This window comes from Kitasatospora sp. NPDC041988 (assembly GCF_055588525.1).
This window is the reverse complement of the sequence record NZ_JBVJCO010000026.1, coordinates 31,185-51,031: the sequence shown is the minus strand read 5'-3', so window position 1 is coordinate 51,031 and position 19,847 is coordinate 31,185. Positions and strand designations below refer to the sequence as shown.

The 19,847-nt window shown below is 74.5% G+C and carries 15 protein-coding genes; 13 read left to right on the top strand and 2 right to left on the bottom strand.

The features are described from left to right. Positions 1-229 precede the first annotated feature (229 nt). The 5 genes from ACZ6NC_RS24760 to ACZ6NC_RS24740 all read left to right on the top strand — a co-directional run bounded on the left by ACZ6NC_RS24760 (position 230) and on the right by ACZ6NC_RS24740 (position 6,160). Positions 230-1,009: an alpha/beta fold hydrolase gene (locus tag ACZ6NC_RS24760; RefSeq protein WP_465735947.1), complete on the top strand. Its 780-nt coding sequence runs from the start codon at positions 230-232 to the stop codon at positions 1,007-1,009. A gap of 181 nt (positions 1,010-1,190) precedes the next feature. Continuing rightward, a complete protein-coding gene (locus ACZ6NC_RS24755) occupies positions 1,191-1,883 on the top strand; it encodes an NAD(P)-dependent oxidoreductase (protein WP_465735946.1) in 693 nt (230 codons plus the stop codon). A 97-nt stretch (positions 1,884-1,980) separates the two neighbouring features. Continuing rightward, on the top strand, positions 1,981-2,859 hold the full coding sequence (gene sigJ, locus ACZ6NC_RS24750; protein ID WP_465735945.1) for an RNA polymerase sigma factor SigJ: 879 nt from the start codon (positions 1,981-1,983) through the stop codon (positions 2,857-2,859). Between the two features lie 243 nt (positions 2,860-3,102). Beyond that, on the top strand, positions 3,103-4,230 hold the full coding sequence (locus tag ACZ6NC_RS24745; RefSeq protein WP_465735944.1) for a nucleotide disphospho-sugar-binding domain-containing protein: 1,128 nt from the start codon (positions 3,103-3,105) through the stop codon (positions 4,228-4,230). A 1,117-nt stretch (positions 4,231-5,347) separates the two neighbouring features. After that, positions 5,348-6,160, top strand: coding sequence for an AfsR/SARP family transcriptional regulator (locus ACZ6NC_RS24740; protein ID WP_465735943.1), 813 nt, complete (start codon positions 5,348-5,350; stop codon positions 6,158-6,160). Positions 6,161-6,233: 73 nt separating this feature from the next. Here ACZ6NC_RS24740 and ACZ6NC_RS24735 read toward each other — a convergent pair whose 3' ends face one another. Beyond that, positions 6,234-6,983: an NAD-dependent epimerase/dehydratase family protein gene (locus tag ACZ6NC_RS24735; RefSeq protein WP_465735942.1), complete on the bottom strand. Its 750-nt coding sequence runs from the start codon at positions 6,981-6,983 to the stop codon at positions 6,234-6,236. Between the two features lie 185 nt (positions 6,984-7,168). Between ACZ6NC_RS24735 and ACZ6NC_RS24730 the strand changes: the two genes are divergently transcribed. Together ACZ6NC_RS24730 and ACZ6NC_RS24725 are read left to right on the top strand one after the other, a co-directional pair. Then, positions 7,169-8,383 carry a sensor histidine kinase gene (locus ACZ6NC_RS24730; protein WP_465735941.1) on the top strand — a complete coding sequence of 405 codons (1,215 nt, stop codon included), beginning with the start codon at positions 7,169-7,171 and terminating at the stop codon, positions 8,381-8,383. Then, entirely contained in the window at positions 8,380-8,985 is a 606-nt protein-coding gene (locus tag ACZ6NC_RS24725; protein WP_465735940.1) for a response regulator, read from the top strand. The genes ACZ6NC_RS24730 and ACZ6NC_RS24725 overlap by 4 nt, the downstream gene beginning before the upstream one ends. Before the next feature lie 120 nt (positions 8,986-9,105). Here ACZ6NC_RS24725 and ACZ6NC_RS24720 read toward each other — a convergent pair whose 3' ends face one another. Beyond that, on the bottom strand, positions 9,106-10,155 hold the full coding sequence (locus ACZ6NC_RS24720) for an SAM-dependent methyltransferase (RefSeq protein WP_465735939.1): 1,050 nt from the start codon (positions 10,153-10,155) through the stop codon (positions 9,106-9,108). A 180-nt stretch (positions 10,156-10,335) separates the two neighbouring features. On the opposite strand from ACZ6NC_RS24720, the gene ACZ6NC_RS24715 reads away from it, so the two are divergent. From ACZ6NC_RS24715 to ACZ6NC_RS24690, 6 genes are all read left to right on the top strand, one after another. Then, positions 10,336-11,574 (top strand): nucleotide disphospho-sugar-binding domain-containing protein, encoded by a 1,239-nt coding sequence (locus ACZ6NC_RS24715; protein WP_465735938.1) that lies wholly within the window; start codon positions 10,336-10,338, stop codon positions 11,572-11,574. Continuing rightward, the gene (locus tag ACZ6NC_RS24710) at positions 11,571-12,542 is read left to right on the top strand and encodes an NAD-dependent epimerase/dehydratase family protein (protein WP_465735937.1); all 972 of its coding nucleotides are present in this window, start codon (positions 11,571-11,573) and stop codon (positions 12,540-12,542) included. The genes ACZ6NC_RS24715 and ACZ6NC_RS24710 overlap by 4 nt, the downstream gene beginning before the upstream one ends. A gap of 69 nt (positions 12,543-12,611) precedes the next feature. Further along, positions 12,612-13,919 (top strand): lipopolysaccharide biosynthesis protein RfbH, encoded by a 1,308-nt coding sequence (gene rfbH / locus ACZ6NC_RS24705; protein ID WP_465735936.1) that lies wholly within the window; start codon positions 12,612-12,614, stop codon positions 13,917-13,919. Positions 13,920-13,972: 53 nt separating this feature from the next. Beyond that, positions 13,973-14,461, top strand: a complete 489-nt coding sequence (locus ACZ6NC_RS24700; protein WP_465735935.1) for a PH domain-containing protein — start codon at positions 13,973-13,975, stop codon at positions 14,459-14,461. Further along, complete coding sequence (locus ACZ6NC_RS24695) at positions 14,458-16,032, top strand: PH domain-containing protein (protein WP_465735934.1); 1,575 nt, start codon at positions 14,458-14,460, stop codon at positions 16,030-16,032. Before ACZ6NC_RS24700 ends, ACZ6NC_RS24695 begins: the two co-directional genes overlap by 4 nt. Positions 16,033-16,170: 138 nt before the next feature. Next, entirely contained in the window at positions 16,171-19,833 is a 3,663-nt protein-coding gene (locus ACZ6NC_RS24690; RefSeq protein ID WP_465735933.1) for a non-ribosomal peptide synthetase, read from the top strand. The last annotated feature ends 14 nt before the right edge of the window (positions 19,834-19,847 follow it).

Sequence of the window (19,847 nt, the reverse complement as noted above, 5' to 3'; positions counted from 1 at the left end):
AAATGTCCGCAACAACGATAGCGTGGGGGCATTCCCTCACTCCCGGGGGGGAAGCCGACCTCTCCGGGGCCGGCGGTGCCCCGGGGGGGGGGCCCCCCCCCCCCCCCCCCCACTCCCACTCTTCGGGCCCAACATTGCACTGCACGGTGTAGTTGAATCCATCACCTACACCGTGTAGTTTACTTTCTTGTCAGCGCAGCACCCCACCCCGCCGAAGGGACTCCCCGCCATGCCCACCGTCACCGTCGACACCGCCCGCATCCCCTACCGCATCGTGGGCGACGGCCCCGAAACCCTGATCCTCGTCCACGGCACCGGCCCCGGCTCCGCCATGTGGGACCACCTGCTGGACGCCTTCACCGACCGCTACACCCTGCTCCTCCCCGACCTGTCCGGCAGCGAGGCCGCCGAGGACGACGGCGCCGAGCTGACCATCGACACCCTCGCCGCCCAGGTCAACGCCGTCATCGAGGACGCCGGCCGCGGCCCCGTCCACATGGTCGGCTTCTCGCTCGGCGCCGTCGTCGCCACCGCCGCCGCGGCCCGCCGCCCCGAGCAGGTGCGCCGGCTGGTCGCCGCCGCGGGCTGGATCAACGCGGACGACGAGTACCTGCGCAACATGATGACCGTCTGGCTGGCCCTCGCCGGCGACGCGGCCGCCTTCGGCCGCTACGCCACCCTGACCGCCTTCAGCCGCGGCTTCCTCAACCGGATCGGCCGCGAGGGCGTCGAGGCCAGCGCCGGCTTCATGCAGCCGACCCCCGGGACGCTGCGGCACATCGCGCTCGATCTCGACCTCGACACCACCGCCCTGCTACCCCGCGTCCAGGCCCCGACCCTGGTGATCGGCTGCGCCCAGGACGCCACCATCCCGGTGGAGAACGCGCGCCGCCTGCACGCGGCCATCGCCGGCAGCGAGTACGCCGAGTTCGACACCGGCCACGTCGTGATCGCCGAGCAGCCGGAGGCCTTCACCAAGACCGTCCGCGACTTCCTCGCCGCCGCCTGAGCCGCCGTGCGGCCCGGAGTGCCATACGGTCCGGGGCGCCGCACGGCCCGGGGTGCCGTGCCGATCGGGATGCGATGTGACCTGTGCCACATTCGGCACCGCTGTTGTCACACTTCCGCCGTCCGATCCGCTCATAGGGTGTCGCCGCCGCACGCCACCCCTCGCAGACAGGAGGCAGCTGATGAAACTCACCATCCTCGCCGCCACCGGCGGTATCGGACGGCAGCTCCTCGACCAGGCCCTCGCCGCCGGCCACGACGTCACCGCCGTGGTCCGCAACCCGGCCGGGCTGTCCGACACCGCAGGCCGCACCCCGGCCCCGCAGACCGTCCGGATCGTCCGGGCCGACCTGGCCTCCGCCGAACCGGCCGCCCTGCACACCGCGATCGCCGGCGCGGACGCCGTCCTCTCCGCGCTCGGCCCCCGCTCCGGCGCCGAGGCCGGGGTCGCCTGGCGCGGCACCCGGTCGGTGGCCGCCGCGATGCGCGAGGTCGGCGCCCGGCGCCTGATCGTGGTCAGCGCGGCCCCGATCGGCGCCGTCCCCTCCCCCGCCCGTCCACGGCCGCCCCGGCACGACCCGGGCGACGGCTTCTTCATGCGCCACCTCGCCGCACCGCTCACCCGGGCCGCGCTGCGCCGGCACTACGCCGACCTGGCCCGAATGGAGGACGTGGTCCGCGACAGCGGGCTCGACTGGACGATCGTCCGCCCACCCCGCCTCACCGACAAGGCGCTCACCCGCGACTACCGGACGGCCTACGGGCGCAATGTCCGCCGCGGCCTCTCCGTCGCCCGCGCCGACGTCGCCCACTGCATGCTCGCCCTGCTGGACCGGCCGGAGTCGGTCCACCGGACCGTCGGCGTCGCCAACTGACGCCCGCACCGCCACGGCAGACCTATCGTCACATGTCAGACAGAGTCCAGCCCGTCGCGAACCGGCGGAGCCCGACGACGGATTGCGACGGCGCACGATGAACGAAATCGACTCCCTGGCACGGCAGTTCGAGAAGCATCGCCCCAGGCTCCGGTCGGCGGCCTACCGGATGCTCGGCTCGCTGAGCGAGGCCGAGGACGCCGTCCAGGAGGCCTGGTTCCGGCTCAGCCGCGCCGACGCCTCCCGGGTCGACAACCTGGCCGGCTGGCTGACCACCGTCGTCGGCCGGGTCTGCCTGGACCAGCTCCGCTCCCGCGCCGCCCGGCGCGAGGAGCCGCTGGACACCCACGTGCCCGACCCGGTCATCGGCCGCGTCGACGCCGCCGACCCCGAACAGGCCGCACTGCTGGCCGACTCGCTGGGCCTGGCCATGATGGTCGTCCTCGACACCCTGCCGCCGGCCGAACGGCTCGCGTTCGTCCTGCACGACATGTTCGCCGTGCCCTTCGACGACCTCGCCCCGATCGTCGACCGCACCCCCACCGCCACCCGGCAGCTGGCCAGCCGCGCCCGGCGTCGGGTCCGGGGCGCGGCCACCCCGGAGAGCGACCTCACCCGCCAGCGCGTCGTCGTGGACGCCTTCCTCGCCGCCTCCCGCACCGGCGACTTCGAGGCCCTGGTCACCCTGCTCGATCCCGACGTCACCCTCCGCGCCGACGTCGGCGCCTCCCGATTCGGCGCCCTGCCCCGCCTCGTCCACGGCGCCTCCGCCGTCGCCCAGCAGGCCCTGCTCTTCCGCGGCCTCGCCCCGCTCGCCCGCCCGGTCCTGATCAACGGCACCCTCGGCCTGGTCACCGCCCCCGACGGCCGACTGTTCTCCGTCCTGTCGCTCACCGTCGTCGACGGCCTGATCACCGAGATCAACCTCCTCGCCGACCCCGACCGGCTCCGAACCCTCCCCCTCCCGCCGCTCTGACCGGCCGCTCCCGCCGCCGCCCGCCCGGCCACGGAGCACACCGCCTCCCGGCCGGCAAGGCCTGCGGCAGAACGTCCGATTCTCGATCCCCCCGGGAACATGACGTGACCATTCGTCAGTTCCCGGGCAGAAGGGGTAACGGGCCGTAGCCGCACGGCCCGCACCCGACCGGCGACCGCCCGACCGGCCCGACTCGGCCGACCGACGTCACCGACCAGACTGTCGAATGATCAGGAGACACCCGTGCGCATACTCTTCACCGGCCCGCCCGCGGCCGGCCACCTCTTCCCGATGATCCCGACCGCCCAGGCCCTGCGGGCCGCCGGGCACGAGGTCCTCTTCGCCGGATCGAGGCCCCTGGAACAGCTCCGGGCGGCGGGCTTCCCGATCGTCGAGATCGGCGACGGCCGCACCATCCGGGAGGTCTTCGAGCAGTCCACCGGCGAGGAGATCCGCTACGTCGCGCCGGACATGACCCAGGACCAGATCCTTTCCAGGGCGGCCAGGGGGTTCGCCCTCGCCTCCCGCCCCACCCTCGACGGCCTGCTGGCCACGGCCGGTGACTGGGGCCCCGACCTGCTGGTCCACGACTCCTTCCAGGCCGCCGCCCCGCTGGTCGCCGCCAAGCTCAAGATCCCGTCGGTGATCCAGAACTTCGGTGTGAGCTCGGGCCTCGACATGGCCGTGCGGATCGCCGCCAACTTCACCGAGGCCTACGAGACGCACGGCGTGGCCGCCCCCGCCGAGGCCACCGCGCTGAACGTCGTCCCCGCCTCGCTCGGCGGCGACCCGGACGGCCTGCGGATGCGCTACCTCCCCTACAACGGCGGTGGTATGGTCCCCGCCGGCCTGCTCCGTCGCGGCGCCCGCCCGCGCGTCGCCGTCACCCTGGGCACCGTCCTCACCGAACTGGACGGCGTCCGCGCCATCGTCCGCCTCATCGAGGCCGCCGCCTCGGTGGACGCCGAGTTCCTGCTCGCCGTCGGCGACGCCGATCTCGCCCCGCTCGGCACCCTCCCGGACAACGTCCGCCCGCTCCCCTGGGTCCCGCTCGCCGAACTGCTGACCGCCTCCGACGCGCTGATCCACCACGGCGGCTCCGGCACCATGCTCACCGCCCTCCAGGCCGGCCTGCCCCAGCTCCTGCTCCCCCAGGGCGCCGACCACTTCACCAACGCCGACGCCCTCACCGCCACCGGTGCCGCCCTGCGCTCCGCCTCCGCCGACGTCGACACCCCGCTCCTCGACCGCCTCCTCACCGACACGGATCTCCGCACGGCCGCCACCTCCCTCCAGGCCGAGAACGCCGCCCTCCCGACCCCCGCCGCTCTCGTCCCCGCCCTTGAGGCCCTCGCCGCCGGCGCACGCTGACCCGGGCACTCCCCAGCCGCCAGAGCCGCAGGTCCGTTGACCTGCGGCTCTGGCGTTTTGCGCTGCCCGGACGGGACGCCGTGGCGTGTCCGGCCCGCTGGCGATCCGCCGGCCGACCCGCTGCCGGACGCGCCCGGCAATCCGCCTGATGCCGCCGGGCCGCAGGCTCACCGCCGACCGGCACGGCCCGTCGTCACGGCCCGTCGGCCGGGCCCGGGACGGCCGGCCGTCCATCGGTCACGGAGAAACCCGGCCCGGTGACGACAAGTCACGGATAACCGGGTCGGCATTTACTTCTTGACACACCCTGCCACTGCGGTCTTGGATGACACCCGGGGTCGCGTGGGCCTTATTGCCTTTGCGCGTCATCAAACGCAGACACGGGGGTGTTTGACGTGGCTCAATCCTTTGCCATGCCGCTTTTAAATAAGGACGAGAAGTCCGACGACCCGCCCGGGCCGGCACGATCGGGTCCGCTGCAGGGTTTCTTTTGGCATGCCCTGGAATTCCACCCTACCGGAATTCGTTTGACATTGATTTACCCACCCCCGCCGGTCGGGTAAAGAATATCCCAAGAATTGCCCATAATCAGCCCTGCGGCGCTGCCGACGCCGAATGGCGAGCGACTTATGCCGACCCCCGAACAGGATGGGTCGGGCAGGGCAGAGCCGGCCACCCTAGTGCCTGATGCTCTGTCAACTTCCTTCTGTAGCAGGTCAGATGAACAACAAACCCACGTCGACGCCAGCCGGTTCCATGAGTGTCATGCCCACGCCATGACGAACCTCAAATGTAGCTCAGATAACGCCTCCGAATGCACTCTGCTTTAGCTCGACTGATACCATTGCACTTAGATGAGTAGTCCGGATCGACAAATCCGACACATCGGGAGCGACAAATCCGGCACTGCGGGGGCGAGCCGAGTGACACCTACTCGCCACCCATTCGACTGAGTCGGCAGGACGGTTGCCGGGCCGGGGCCCACATTGACCGTGACACCCCCTGCCGATTCCGTGGAATCGGACCATTCGCACTTCCCGTACCGGGTCGTGCGGAATTACCTCCTGATGCTGCATTTTCCTTTGCAATCATTTGACCGGGGAGGGATTGAAAGTAGATGCAGATCAACATTCTTGGCCCGCTGGAGGCCGAGATCGCCGGGGTTTCGGTGGTTCCGTCTGCCGCGAAACCGCGCAAGGTGCTGGCACTCCTGGCCGCCAGGATGAACAGCATCACCCCGATCTCCCTGCTCATGCGGGAGATCTGGGACGAGGAGACGCCCGTCAGCGCCTCCACGACGATGCAGACGTACATCCTGCAGCTGCGGAAGCTGATCGCGGGCGCCCAGCCCGCCGACCCGGAGAGCGCGAAGAAGGTCCTGGTCACCATGTCGGGTGGCTACATGCTGTGCGGCCCCTCCGACGCTCTCGACCAGTTCCGGTATGAGCAGCTCGTCCGGCAGGGGCACGCCGCGCTCCGCGTCGACGACGGGGTCGAGGCGGCGGCGCTGTTCCGGCAGGCCCTCGGCATGTGGCGGGGCGCCGGCCTGGTCGACGTCGAGCAGGGCCGCCCGTTGCAGGCGCACGTCGTCCGCCTGGAGGAGTCCAGGCTGCACGTGCAGGAGCTCTGCATCGAGGCGGAACTGAGGCTCGGTCACCACCAGATGCTGCTCAGCGAGCTCGCGGCACTCACCGTCGAGCACCGGTTCAGCGAGAACATCCGGGCCCAGTTCATGCTCGCGCTGTACCGGTCCGGCCGCTGCGCGCACGCGCTGGAGACATTCCGGCAGTTCCGGGCCCTGATGGTGGAGGAGATCGGGCTGGAGCCATCGTCCCGGATGTACCGCCTGCAGCAGGCGATCCTCGGGTCGGACCCCGCGCTGGACGAGTGGCGCAACGCCCCCGAGTCACTGCTCGCGGGCGCGGCCTGATGAACCCCGCCGGTGGTGAGGCCACAGAGAGCGCGGCCTCACCACCGGCGGGAGCGTAGGGGCGGGGAGCCGGTCAGCCCGTCGGCCCGGCCAGCAGCCGGGCGTCGATCACCCGCCGGTAGTAGTCGGGACCGAACCCCATCGCGGTCAGCCCGGGCACCAGCCCGTGCAGCCGGTCGGTGTTGACGAAACCGTTGCCCGGGACGGACTCGGTGACCACCCGGGTCGCCCGTACACCCAGGGTGTGTTCGAGGTGGTCGAGGATCGCCTCGATCGGCACCGGGAAGCCCGAAGCCACGTTCACCACCTGGCGGTTCACCCCCGCCGCCAACAGCACGTCGAGGATCCCGACCATGTCGGCCACGTCCAGCAGGTCGCGGCTGGCACCGCTGCGCACCTGGACGGCGCCGGCCCTGATCTGCCCCACCAGTGCGGGAATCAACTGGTGACCGCGCTGGTGGGCGCCGACCAGGTGGCTCAGCCGCAGGACGAGATGGTCCGCGCCCGAGGTCCGGACGACCTCCTCCAGCCGCAGCTTGTGAGCGGCGTACGGCGTGCTCGGGGTCACCGGCTCGTCCTCCTGGCCGCGGCACCCGGGAGCGCCGTAGACCCCGGACGAGGCTGTGGAGAAGAACACCAGCCGTCGGCCGTCCGCCACGGCCTTGCCGAGCGCCGCGTCCACGGCCTCCTCCTCCCGGCGGAACTCCTCCGCCGAGGTGCCGACGGTGCTGGACACCCCGGCGGCCAGGACCAGCGCGTCAGGATGGGCGGTCGCCAATCGTTCGAGGTTACGGGCGATGAATCCCCGGCCGATAATCTCCATCGGACAAGCTCCTTGTCATCCAGCCCGTATCCCGGGCGGCGGACTGCCGTCAGCGGGCAACTGCAAGCTATGGCCGCCGCCTTGAATGTGGGTCCAGACTGATTCGAAGATCACGAAGCCGGCCGGCGGACCAGTAGGCTGGGCCGCGGCCCGGAGGTGCCGGACCGGATCGGAGGAGGGGCCCGATGCCTTCACGGACGGCCGGCGACGGTCCGGACCTGACCGTCCCGGGCGCCGGCCTGCTGGGGGTCTTCGGACCGGACCCGGGCGGACCGCGCAGCCGGTGGGGCCTGGTACTCGGCTCGGTGGCCTGGCTGGTGCCGCTGGCCGGCATGGCGCCGCCGGTCACCACGTACTCCTCGACGGGCCTGGACGTGCTGGCGGTGGCGGGGGTGGCCGGCTTCGCGGTCGCCCAGACGGTGGTGATGTGGTCCTTCCACACCGACCGGCTGAGCGGAGCGGTCCGGTGCTGGCTTTCGGGGCTGCTCGCGGTGGCCGCCGCGGCCCTGCCGTTCGCGCTCGGGCCGACGTGGGTCCTGGCGATGCCGTACCTGGCGGCGGCCGTGAGCGTCTCGGTACCGGAACGGCTGCTCTTCACCTCCGTGGTGGCGCCGGTCGTGCTCGCCGAGGCGGTGGCCCGGATCGTGGCGCGGGAGGAGGCCACCCAGGTCATGGTGATGACGCTGGCCGCCGGGCTCGCGGTGGCCGCGTACCGGCGGATGCTCACGCTCATCGCCTACCTGCGGGCCACCCGCCAGCAGCTGGCCGGGCAGGCGGTGGTCGAGGAGCGGCTGCGGATCGCCCGCGACCTGCACGACCTGCTCGGCCACACCCTGCTGAACATCGTGCTGAAGGCCGAGTACATCCGGCGGGTCGAAAGTGCCGCGCCCGGGCCGCGGACGGGGCACGATGCCGAGGTGCTCGCCGAGGCGGAGGAGATCGAGCGGATCGGGCGTGAGGCCATCGAGCAGGTCCGGCAGGCGGTGACCGGCTACCGCGAGCACGCGTTGTCCGGGGCCATCGACTCGGCCCGGAGCTGCCTGGCGGACGCCGGCGTCACCGTGCGGATCCGCTCCGTCGCCACCCCGCTGCCGGCGGCGGCGGAATCCGCGTTCAGCTGGGTGATCAGAGAGGGAGTGACCAACATCGTGCGGCACAGCGGCGCGGACCGGTGCGAGATCACGGTCGGACTGGCGGACGGAACGGCCGAGTTGGAGGTCAGCGACAACGGGACCGGGCCCACCGGCGCCCCCGTCGGCGCGGGCGGAAACGGCCTGCCGGGGCTCTCGGAGCGGATCGCGCTGCTCGGCGGGCGGCTCACCGCGGGGCCGGGGCCGGCGGGCGGGTTCCGGCTACGGGTCGTCCTGCCGCTGGCCGGCGTCGAGCAGGACGCCGCATGATCCGGGTCCTGCTGGCGGAGGACCAGGCGATGGTACGCGGCGCGATCGCGCGGCTGCTGGACCTCGAACCCGACCTCGAGGTCGTCGGACAGGTCGGCGACGGCACCGAGGTCGTGCCCGTCGCCGTGGAGAGCCGGGCGGACGTCGCCCTGCTGGACATCGAGATGCCCGGCCGCAGCGGCCTGGACGCGGCCGCCGAGCTGAGCCGGGTCCGGCCGGAGTGCCGGATCGTGATCGTCACCATCTACGGCCGGCCGGGCTACCTCCAGCGGGCGATGGAGGCCGGGGCGAGCGGGTTCGTCGGCAAGGACCGCCCGGTGGACGAACTCGCCCGGGCCATCCGACGGGTGCACGCGGGTGAGACCGTGATCGACCCGGAGCTGGCCGCCTCGGCCATGCGGGCCCGCCCCAACCCGCTGACCCCGCGCGAGCGTTCGGTCCTGCTGGCGGCCGCGCACGGCGCCCCGGTGACGGCGATCTCGGCGCAGGTCCACCTGTCGGAGAAGACCGTCCGCAACTACCTGTCCACGGCGATCCAGAAGACGGGAGCGGCCAACCGGTTCGAGGCGGCCCGGAAGGCCATGGCGAACGGCTGGCTCTGAACGCACCTGACCGCCCGGCTCGGGGGATACCGGGCGGTCAGGCAGACCGGGTGGGCGGGCAGGCCGGACGGGCGGTGTGACCGGAGCCAGGCCCGTACGGCGGTCAGGACTGTACGGCGGTCAGGGACGTACGGCGGTCAGGGCGACCGGGAGCAGCCCGGGCCGGGTGTGCGTCCGGACGTCCACCAGGCCCGCGTCTGCCAGCAGTTCGTGGTACTCCGCCGGCGAGTAGAGCTCACCGCCCGGCGTGGTGGAGAGCAGCAGCAGGCCGAGCAGATGCGCCTGGACCTGCTCCTGGTACCGGCCGTCCTGCGGCGCGAATCCCGCCACCACCAGCCGTCCCCCCGGCGCCAGCACCCCGGCCATCCGCTCCAGCAGCCGTGCGGCCTGCGCCCGGTCGAAGTGGAACAGCACGTTGGCCGCCACCACCACGTCGTACGGCCCGCCGAGCGGCACGGTGAAGGCGTCACCCGGCAGGTAGGAGACCCGGTCGGCGACGCCGCGCCGCTCGGCGTGCCCGCGGGTGGCCTCCAGCACCTCCGGCCAGTCCTGCGCCCAGACCCGCGCCCCGGGGTGCCTGGCCGCCAGCTCGAAGCCGGTGACGCCGTGCCCGCAGCCCACCTCCAGGACGCGCAGCCCGGGCCGGCCGGCCGCGAACTCGTCGATCTCCTCGGCGACCAGTCCGGCGACCCGGTCGGTGACGAAGGTGGTGTGGGTGGCGAAGTCCACCCAGAACGGGAATCCGGGCGCCAGCGCGTCGGCGCCGGGCACGGGCCCGCCGTCCCGGACCGTGCCGGCGAGATCGCCGAGCGCCCGCCACTCGACGTCCCCGGCGGCCACGTCGACGATGCCCCCGCAGTACCCGGGGGCGGTGGTCACCAGCAGCTCGGCCGTCCCGGGCGCGAGCCCGAAGCGCCCGTCGTCCTGTGCGGTGAGCAGGCCGAGGCCGGTCAGGGCCCGCAGCAGCAGGAGGGTGCCGCGCGGGTCGGCGCCGAGCCGGGCGGCCAGGCTGCCCGGGTCCAGCTCCTTCCCGGCGAGCTCGTCGAAGATCCGCAGCTTGACGGCGGCCCGCAGGGCGGCGGTGGCCTTGAACCCGGCCATCATGCCGAAGAGCCGCTCCCGGCTCAGGCCCTCGCCGCCGCGCCCGTCCGTCGCCCGGCTCTCGCCCATGCCGCTACCCGCCTTCTGCCGAGGACGCTCCGCCCGTCGGCACAGCTCCGCTCCGATACCTGTCACACCCTCACCGTGGGCCGTGCAGGCTCGCTTGAGGCTGGCTCGGGCCCGGGTCGACGGACGACCTTGAGCCGGGCTGGACCGGGATTCCAGCGCCCGCCGGGAGGGTCGGCCGACATGCGCGTACTGTTCACGACGTCGGAGTGGCCGACGCACTTCTTCCCGATGGTCCCGCTGGGCTGGGCCCTGCAGTCGGCCGGCCACGAGGTCAGGGTGGCGTGCGCGCCCTCCCTCGCACCGGTGGTGCGCGGTGCGGGGCTGGTCCCGGTGCCGCTGCTGGGCGGGCCCGACCCGGCGTTCAAGACCCGGCTGGCCCGGTACTGGGAGTTCGCCGCCGCCGGCCGGGCGGTCGAACCGGGCGAGCTGCTCCACCCGGTCACCGCCGAACCGATGGCGAGCCTGGCGGACTTCGACTTCGCGGCGTACCGGGCCGCCCACCGCGAGACCAACCTGCGGACGATGCGCGACAGTTGCGACCGGATGGCGGCGTTCGGCCGGGACTGGCGGCCCGACCTGGTCGTCACCGAACCGCAGAACGTCGAGGGTGTGCTGGTCGGCCGTCTGCTCGGCGTGCCGGTGCTCTGCAACCTGTTCGGTCTGGTGGGCACCGACGAGACCGAGCCGGGGCTCGACATCGTGCTGGAGGACCACAGCGACTCCTTCGTCCGGCACGGCCTGCCGGCGATGGGCACCGAGCTGATCGACCTGGTCCTCGACCCCTGTCCGCCGGCCGCCGCGACCCGCACCCTGCGGCCGACCCTGCCCGTCCGCTACGTCCCCTACAACGGCCCGGGCGGAGCGCCGGACTGGGCCGTGGCGCGACCGCAGAACGGCCGGCCCAGGGTGCTGATCGCCTGGGGCACCTCGGTGAGCGGGATCTTCGGCAGCCGCGCCTTCCTGGTGCCGATGCTCCTGCGGGCGCTGGCCGCCCTGGACGTCGAGGTGGTGCTGACCGCGGCCGAGGCCGACCGCAGCGGACTGGTCGCCGACCATCCGCGGGTGCGGATCCTGGACCGCTGGTGCCCGCTGCGGCTGCTCCTGCCGAGCTGCGACGCGGTCGTCCACTACGGAAGCGGCGGTACCGGGATGACCGCGATGACCGCCGGGGTGCCCCAGCTCGCGCTGCCGTTCTCGGCGGAGCAGCGGATGAACAGTGCCCGGCTGTCGGCGGCCGGCGCCGGCCTCCACACCGACGGCTTCACCGCCGGCCCCGGACCGGTCGCCGAGCTGGTCGGCCGGCTGCTCCACGAACCGGCCCACCGGGAGCGCGCACAGGCCCTGCGGGAGAGCGCCCTGGACCGGCCCACGCCCGCCCGGCTGGTGCCGCGGCTGCTCGACCTGGCCGGTGCCCGGTGACCGCCCGGACGGCGCTCGTGCTGGGCGGCACGGGCTTCGTGGGGCGGCACGTCTGCGCCGCGCTGGCCGGGGCCGGGCACCGCACCGTCGCGGTGGGCCGCCGCCCGGCCGGCACGGTGCCGGCACCCGCGGGCGCCGGGTACCGCGTCCTGGCGGAGCCCACCCCCGCGGCCCTGGACGCGCTGCTGGCCACCGAGCGCCCGGACCTGGTGGTCAACGCCGCCGGCACGGTCTGGCAGCCCGACCCGGACCGGATGGCGCGGAACAACGCCGAGCTGGTGGTCTCCCTCGTCGCGGCGGCCGCGGGCCGGCCGGATCCGCCCCGGCTGGTGCAGCTCGGCTCGGTGCACGAGTACGGCGCGACCCCGCCCGGCCGGCCGATCCCGGAGGACCAGCCGGCCCGTCCGGTGACCCCGTACGGGCGGACCAAGCTCGACGGCACCGAGGCGGTGCTCGGCGCGAGCGGCGTTGCGGCGGTGGTCCTGCGGGTCTCCAACGTGATCGGCCCGGGTGCCCCGCCCGGCAGCCTGCCCGGGCTGGTCGCGGCCCGCTTGGCCGAGGCCCGCCGGGCGGGTGCCGAGGCCCGGCTGGAGCTCAGTCCGCTGGTCGCCCTGCGTGACTTCGTCGACGCCCGGGACGTCGCCGGGGCGGTGCTGTGCGCGGCCGGGACACCGGAGGCGGCCGGCCGGGTGGTCAACATCGGCAGCGGCGCGTGCACCGGCGTCCGCGAACTGGTCGCCGAGCTGGTGCGGATCAGCGGGGTGCCGGCCCGGGTGCTGGAGCGGGGCGAGCAGGAGGAGACCCGCAGCCGGTCGATGGACTGGCAGCAGCTGGACACCTCGCTCGCCGCCCACCTGCTCGGCTGGCGCCCCCGCCGGCCACTGGCCGAATCGCTCACCGACCTCTGGCTGTCGGTCGCCTTCGGCTCACACTCGACGGTTTCTCAAGGTCCGGACCGCACGCTCTGAGCTGTGCGGAGCCCGCGTCGCCACCCGCCCCGCCCGAGGACTTCCCGTATCAGCTCGCTGGAGGCAGCCATGACCGACCGACAGAAGGACCTCCTGCTGGAGGAGGTCCGCAAGTTCCACCAGGAGCGCTCGCAGGAGAGCGCCTTCGTCCCGGGGGTGACGCCGATCCTGTCCTCGGGCGCCGTCCTCGACGAGGACGACCGGGTCGCCCTCGTCGAGGCCGCCCTGGAGATGCGGATCGCCGCCGGGGTGCTGTCCCGCAAGTTCGAGTCGACCTTCGCCCGGAAGCTGGGGATGCGCAAGGCGCACCTCACCAACTCCGGCTCCTCCGCGAACCTGCTCGCACTGACCGCGCTGACCTCGCCCCAGCTGGAGGACATGCGGCTGCGGCCCGGCGACGAGGTGATCACCGTCGCCGCAGGCTTCCCGACCACCGTCAACCCGATCCTGCAGAACCAGCTGGTCCCGGTCTTCGTGGACGTCGAACTGGGCACCTACAACGCCTCGGTGGCACAGATCGAGGCCGCCATCGGCCCGAGGACCCGGGCGATCATGATCGCGCACTCGCTGGGCAACCCGTTCCCGGTGGCCGAGGTCGCCGAACTGGCCAAGCAGCACGACCTGTTCCTGATCGAGGACAACTGCGACGCGGTCGGCTCGCTCTACCAGGGCAAGTACTGCGGCAGCTTCGGCGACCTGTCGACGGTCAGCTTCTACCCCGCGCACCACCTCACCATGGGCGAGGGCGGCTGCGTGCTGACCAACAACCTGGCGCTCGCCCGGATCATCGAGTCGGTCCGCGACTGGGGCCGGGACTGCTGGTGCGAACCGGGCGAGGACAACCGCTGCCTGAAGCGCTTCGAGTACCAGCTGGGCACCCTGCCGCGCGGGTACGACCACAAGTACACGTTCTCGCACGTCGGTTACAACCTGAAGTCGACCGACCTGCAGTCGGCGCTGGGCCTGAGCCAGCTGCGCAAGCTGGACGAGTTCGGGGAGGCCCGCCGGCGCAACTGGCAGCACCTGCGCACCGCCCTGGACGGCGTCCCGGGCCTACTCCTGCCGGAGCCCACGCCCGGCTCGGACCCGAGCTGGTTCGGCTTCGTCATCACCGTGAAGCCGGACGCGCCGTTCACCCGGGCGGCGCTGGTCGACTTCCTGGTCTCCCGCAACATCGGCACCCGGCAGCTGTTCGGCGGCAACCTGACGCGCCACCCCGCCTACCAGGACCGGGAGTTCCGCGTGGTCGGCGACCTCGCGAACAGCGATCTCATCACCGAGCAGACCTTCTGGGTCGGCGTGTACCCCGGTCTCACCGCGGAGATGCTCGACTACGTCGCGGACTCCGTCCGTGAGTTCGCCCTGAAGCACGCCTGAGCGACGCCCGCGCGCCCGAAGGCGCCGCGTCACGGGCGGACCGAGGAGACGTCATGCCCCCATCCCACCAGGCGGTCCTGCGGCCGCCGCGCCATCCGGTCAGTCCCCGGGCCGTCCGCTACTGGACGGCCCGGGCGGCGGCCGGCTGGCTGCTGCTGCTCGCCGCGGAGACGGCCGCCCTGCTGGCCGGGCCGCTGCCCGGGTGGGCGCCGGCGGCCACCGCCGCGGTGGCGGCGGCCCACCTGCTGGTGATGCCGCGCTGGCGGTACCGGGTGCACCGGTGGGAGGCCACGTCGGAGGCGATGTACCTGCAGTACGGGTGGTTCAGCCAGGAACAGCGGATCGCGCCGCTGTCCCGGATCCAGACGGTGGACACCCACCGCGGCCCGTTCGAGTGGCTCTTCGGCCTCACGAACGTCACCGTGACCACGGCGTCGGCGGCCGGTCCGCTGCGCATTCACGGCCTGGACGAGGCCGACGCGCGGCGCCTGGCCGACGAGCTCACCGAGGCGGCGCAGCGCGGTGGGAACGACGCGACATGACCGACGGCACCCTCCGCCCGGCCGGTGCGCAGGCGGGCCCGGACGGCGACGCCGAGCCGGCGCGCTGGCGGCGCCTCCACCGCCGAATGCTGGTGATCCACCCGGTGCAGGAGCTGGTCCGGGCCCTGCCAGGGCTGTTCGCGGTGCTGTTCCTCGGCGGCGACGGCGACCACCGGCCGCTCTGGGCGGTCGGGGCGACGGCCCTCGTCCTGCTGTTCGGTGTGCTCCGCTGGGCCACCACCCGCTACGCGGTGACCGACCGGCAGGTGCTGGTCCGGCGCGGCGTGCTGCGGCGCAGCCTGCTGTCCGTGCCGCGCGACCGGGTGCGGTCGGTGGACCTCAGCTCCCCGCCGGTGCACCGGCTGCTCGGGCTGGCCAGGATCACCATCGGCACCGGCCTGTCCGACCGCAAGGGGGAGGGTCTGCGCCTGGACGCCCTCGCCGACGCCGAGGCCGCCGCGCTCCGCGACGAACTGCTGGGCCGCACGGCCCCGTCGTCGTCCGCCCGGCCGTCCGCGGCCGTCGGAGCCGCGGGGGCGGGCATGGCGGCCGAGGCGGCCGGGCCCGAGGGCGAGGTGCTGGCCGACTGGCGTCCGGCCTGGCTGCGGATGGGCCCGTTCGGCCTGTCGGGGCTGCTGACGGCCGGCGTCGTGCTGACCGTGGCGCTGCAGACGCTGGCGGACTCACGGATCGACCCGAGCCACCTGGGCGTGGTCTCCGCCGTCGTCTCGGGCCTCGACGGGCTCCCGCTCCCGGCCCGGGTCGTCGTACTCGTCCCGGCCTGCCTGCTGGTGGTCGCGGCCGCGTCCACCCTGGGCCACCTCACGGTGTTCTGGCGGTTCCGCCTGGTCCGGACGCCCACCGGGATCCTGCAGGTCTCGCGGGGACTGGTCAGCCGGCGGGTGACCGCCATCGACGAGGCCCGGCTGCGCGGCGTGGAGATCAGCGAGCCGCTGCCGCTCCGGCTGGCCGGCGGGGCCCGGTGCATCGGCATCACCACCGGCCTGCACGTGGGCCGGGGGGCCGAGCGGGGCGGTTCGCTGCTGGTGCCGCCGGCCCCGCGGGCCGAGGTGCACGCCGCCGCCCGGGCACTGCTGGCCGAGCCGTCCGCCGTCTGCGCGCCGTTGCACGGCGCGGCTCCCGCCGCCCGGCGTCGCCGGTACACCCGGGCGCTGGGCGGCTGGGCCGTCCTGTCGGGCGGCTGGCTCTGGTTGGCCCCCGCCGCGCCGTGGTGGATCCCGCTGGTCCTGCTGCCCCTCGCGGCCGGGCTCGCGGCCGACCGCGCCCGGAGCCTCGGCCACGCCGTGGTGGGCCGGACGCTGGTGCTGCGGCGGGGCTCGCTGGTGCGGCGGCGGTACGCGCTCTCCGGTGCGGGTGTCGTCGGCTGGAACCTGCGGCGCTCGTACTTCCAGCGCCGGGCCGGGCTGGTCACCCTCACCGCGACGACCGCGGCGGGCCGCCAGCGGTTCGCCGCCCAGGACCTGACGGCCGGGGAGGCGCTGGCGGTGGTGGGCGAGCTCGACCCGGACCTGCTGGCACCGTTCCTGCTCGACCGGCGCCCGTCCGGCTGACCTCCCGTCCGGCAGGCCCGGCCGGTCCTCGCGAGCCCGGCAAGCGGCTGACCGTCGCCCGACCCACCCCCGACCGACCGTCCCGGGCGCCGCCGGGCCGCCCTGACCCGTTCCGACGTCCACGTGAAGGAGCAGCCGGTGTCCCGGCCGTACGAGTCCGACGGGGCCGACCACGCCCCTCTGCACCCCGACCGGCCCTCCCGGGACGGCGCCCCCGGGCGGCCCACGGTCGTCACCGGGCCGGCCTTCGCCGAACCGCCGGCCGACCCGGCGCAGCTCTGCACCGCGCTCGCCGCGGTGCTCGCCCGGCACGGCGCCGGGCCCCGGGTCGAGCTCGCCGTCGGTGCCGCCGGCGGCCGCTGGACGGCGGACACCGACGGGAACCCGTCGCTCGGCGCACTGCTCGACGACGCCCGCCGGGTGCCGGCGGCCGCCCCCGCCGGCGACCGGGCCGGGACGCACCCCGCGGTGCGCTGCCTGCCGGAGCCGGCCCCCGCCCACCTGGACCCGCCGGAGCTCACCGCCGGCCTGGAACTGCGGGTGGCCTCGGAGGGCGGCCGGCTCGTCCCCCGGATCCGCTGTGCCGAGGGCGCGTTCGAGCCGGAGCGGCTGCACCGGCTGCTCGGGCAGCTGGACCGGGCCCTGCTCGCCGTCCGCGACGCTCCCGGCACGCCGCTCGCCGACCTCGCGCTGCTCGACCGGGCGGAGCTGGACCGGCTGGACGAGTTCGGCCGGGGCCCGGTCACCGCCGCCGACCCCCGGGCGCTGCACCTGCGCTTCGCGGCGCAGGCCGCCCGCACCCCGGAGGAGCTCGCCGCGGTCTGCGCCGGCGAGAAGCTGACGTACGGCCGGCTCGACGAGGAGTCGGCCGCGCTGGCCGCCGAACTGCGCCGGCGCGGGGTGGGCCCGGGCGACATCGTCGCGGTGGTGCTGGACCGCGGCCTGCACACGCTGGTCGCCATGCTCGGCGTCCTGCGGTCCGGAGCCGCGTACACCCCGGTGGACCCGGGCTACCCGGCGGACCGGATCGACTTCATCCTGCGCGACACCGGGGCGCGGACCGTGCTCAGCCGCAGTGCGCTGGCTCGGGGCCTGCCCGACTCGGCGGCCGGCCGGCTGCTCCTGCTCGACGCCGACGCCGAAACCCACGCCGGCCCCGAAACCCACGCCGATGCCGAGGCCCCGCCCGCACCTGCCGACCCGCCCGGCCCGGCCTACGTGCTGTACACCTCGGGCTCGACCGGGACGCCGAAGGGCGTACCGATCGGGCACGCCATGCTGGGCAACTACCTGGACTGGATGACCGCGGAGTGCGGGATCGGCCCGGGCAGCCGCGTCCTGCACGCCTGCTCCCCGGTCTTCGACCTGGCGGTCGGCGAAATCTTCTCGGCCCTGGTCAGCGGCGCCACCGTGGTCGTCGCCACCGGGGACGAGGTCCTGACCCCGGGCGAGCTCGGCCGGCTGCTAGGCCGGGAGGAGGTCACCCACTCGTTCACCCCGCCGACGCTGCTCAGCCTGGTGGACCCGGACCAGTGCCCCGCGCTGCGCTGCGTCCTGGTAGCCGGCGAGGTGGTCGCGCCCCGGCTGGTCGAGCGCTGGCGCGAGGCCGGGGCCCGGGTGCTCAACCTCTACGGGCCGGCCGAGGCCACCGTGTCGGTGACCTGGTTCGACTGTGTCCGGCCGGTCCTCGGGTCGGTGCCGATCGGCCGGGTGATGCCCAACCGCACGGTCCGGCTGGTGGACCGCCACGGCCGGCCGGCACCGCTCGGCGCGCCGGGCGAGATCCTGATCGGCGGCCTCGGCGTCGCCGCCGGCTACCTGCGCCGGCCCGAGCTGACGGCCGGGCGGTTCGACCTGGAGACGCCGGGCGGCCCCTGGTACCGCACGGGCGACCTGGGCCGCTGGCTGGAGTCGGGCGACCTGGAGTTCCTCGGCCGGGCGGACGACCAGGTGAAGCTGAACGGCCAGCGGATCGAACCCGGCGAGATCGAGGCCGTCCTCGCGGCCCACCCCGACGTCTCCGCCGCGGCCGTCGTCCTGCGCGCCGACGGCGGACACCCCCGGCTGGTCGCCTACGTCACCGGCCGGGCCGGCCGGCCCCGGCCCTCGCCGGCCGGCCTGCGGGACCACACGGCCCGGAGCCTGCCGGCCCATCTGGTGCCGGCCGCCACGGTGGTGCTCGACCGCTTCCCGCTGGGGGCCACCGGGAAGATCGACCGGCGCGCGCTGCCCGCTCCCGGGACCGCCCGGCCCGAACTGGCGGTGCCGTACCGGCCGCCCGTCACGGAGACCGAGCGCGCGCTCGCCGAGGAGGTCGGTGCGCTGCTCGGTGTCGAGGGCGTCGGGGCCGACGACGACCTGTTCCACCTGGGCGGGACCTCCCTGGACGCGGCCCGGCTCTGCGCCGTCGTCGGCGGCCGGATCGGCCGCGCCGTCCCGGTCTCGCAGATCCACCGCACCCCGACACCCGCCGCGCTCGCCGCCTGGCTCGACGCGCTGGACGAACCGGCGCAGACGCCGGACACCCCCGCCGCACTGCCGCAGGGCGCAGTCCCGCTGACGCCGGGCCAGGCGGACCTGGTCGCGGTCAGCGGCCTGGTCGTCTGCTCGCTCGGCTGGTGGATCGCGGGCGAGGTGGACCAGGACGCGCTGGTCGCCGCGTTGGGCGACCTGCACCGGCGCCACCAGTCCCTGCACGCCTCCTACCACCCCGGCCCGCCGCCGACCGCCCGCCTGCCCCGGACGGCGGGCACGCCGGAGGTCCGGGTGCTGCCGGACGCGCCGGACGGCCCGTCCGCCCTGGCGGCGGCCGAGCACGTCGTCCAGCAGGCCTTCGATCTGCCGGCCGGCCGGGTCTGGCGGGCCGCACTGGTCCGCGAGACGGCCGGCGGCCGCCTGCTGCTCAACCTCGGCCTGCACCACGCGGTCTTCGACGGCGCGGCGGAGGCGACGCTGACGGCGGACCTGTCCACCGCCTACGCGGCCCGCCAGGGCGGCCGTGAGCCCCGGTGGTCCGAGCCCGCGCCGACCCTGGCCGAGTTGGCCCGGGAGCACGCCCGGACGGTGCCGCCGGCCGATCTGGACCGGCAGCGGGCCTGGTGGGCCGGCCGGCTGCGCAACCTGCCACGGCTCGTCCTGCCGGGCGTCGACCGGACGCCACTGACCGAGTGGGGGCCGAAGGACGGGCGGCTGTTCCCCCTGCCGGCCGACCGGCTCGCCGAGTGGCGGGCCGCGGCCCGGCGGCTCGGCGCGACCCCGTTCACCGCCCACGCGGCGGTGATGGCGGAGGTCTGGCGCCGGCTGTCCGGGCAGCGCGACGTGGGCATGATGGTCCCGGTCGCCCGGCGCGGCGGGCCGCTGCTCGACCGTTCGGTCAACAACCGGATCGGGCTGGTCTGCCTGCGCATCGACGGCCGCCCGCACCCGGCCGGCGCCCTGGCCGCGACGGCCGAGCAGGTCGACGCGGCGCTGCGGGCCCAGGACGTCCCGTTCGCCGAGGTGCTCGGGCAGCTGGCCGCGCTGCGCCCGGACCTCCACATCTTCTTCGGGCTGCCGCTGGTCGTCTACCAGGACAACCCGCGCCCCCCGCTGGACCTCCCCGGCTGCCCGACCGAGCCCGTGCTGGACCGGCTCGCCAAGGAGGTGCCGGCCGCCCTGACCGTCGAACTCCTCCCGCTGGAGCACGAGTCGGTGCTCCGGGTGACCGTCCGCACCGACCGCGTCCCGGTCGAGCTGGCCGAGGCCATCGGCGCGGCCTACCTCGACGTCCTGGCCGGCTCCCCCGCCGCCCTCGGCGGCTGAGCCCGGCCGCACCC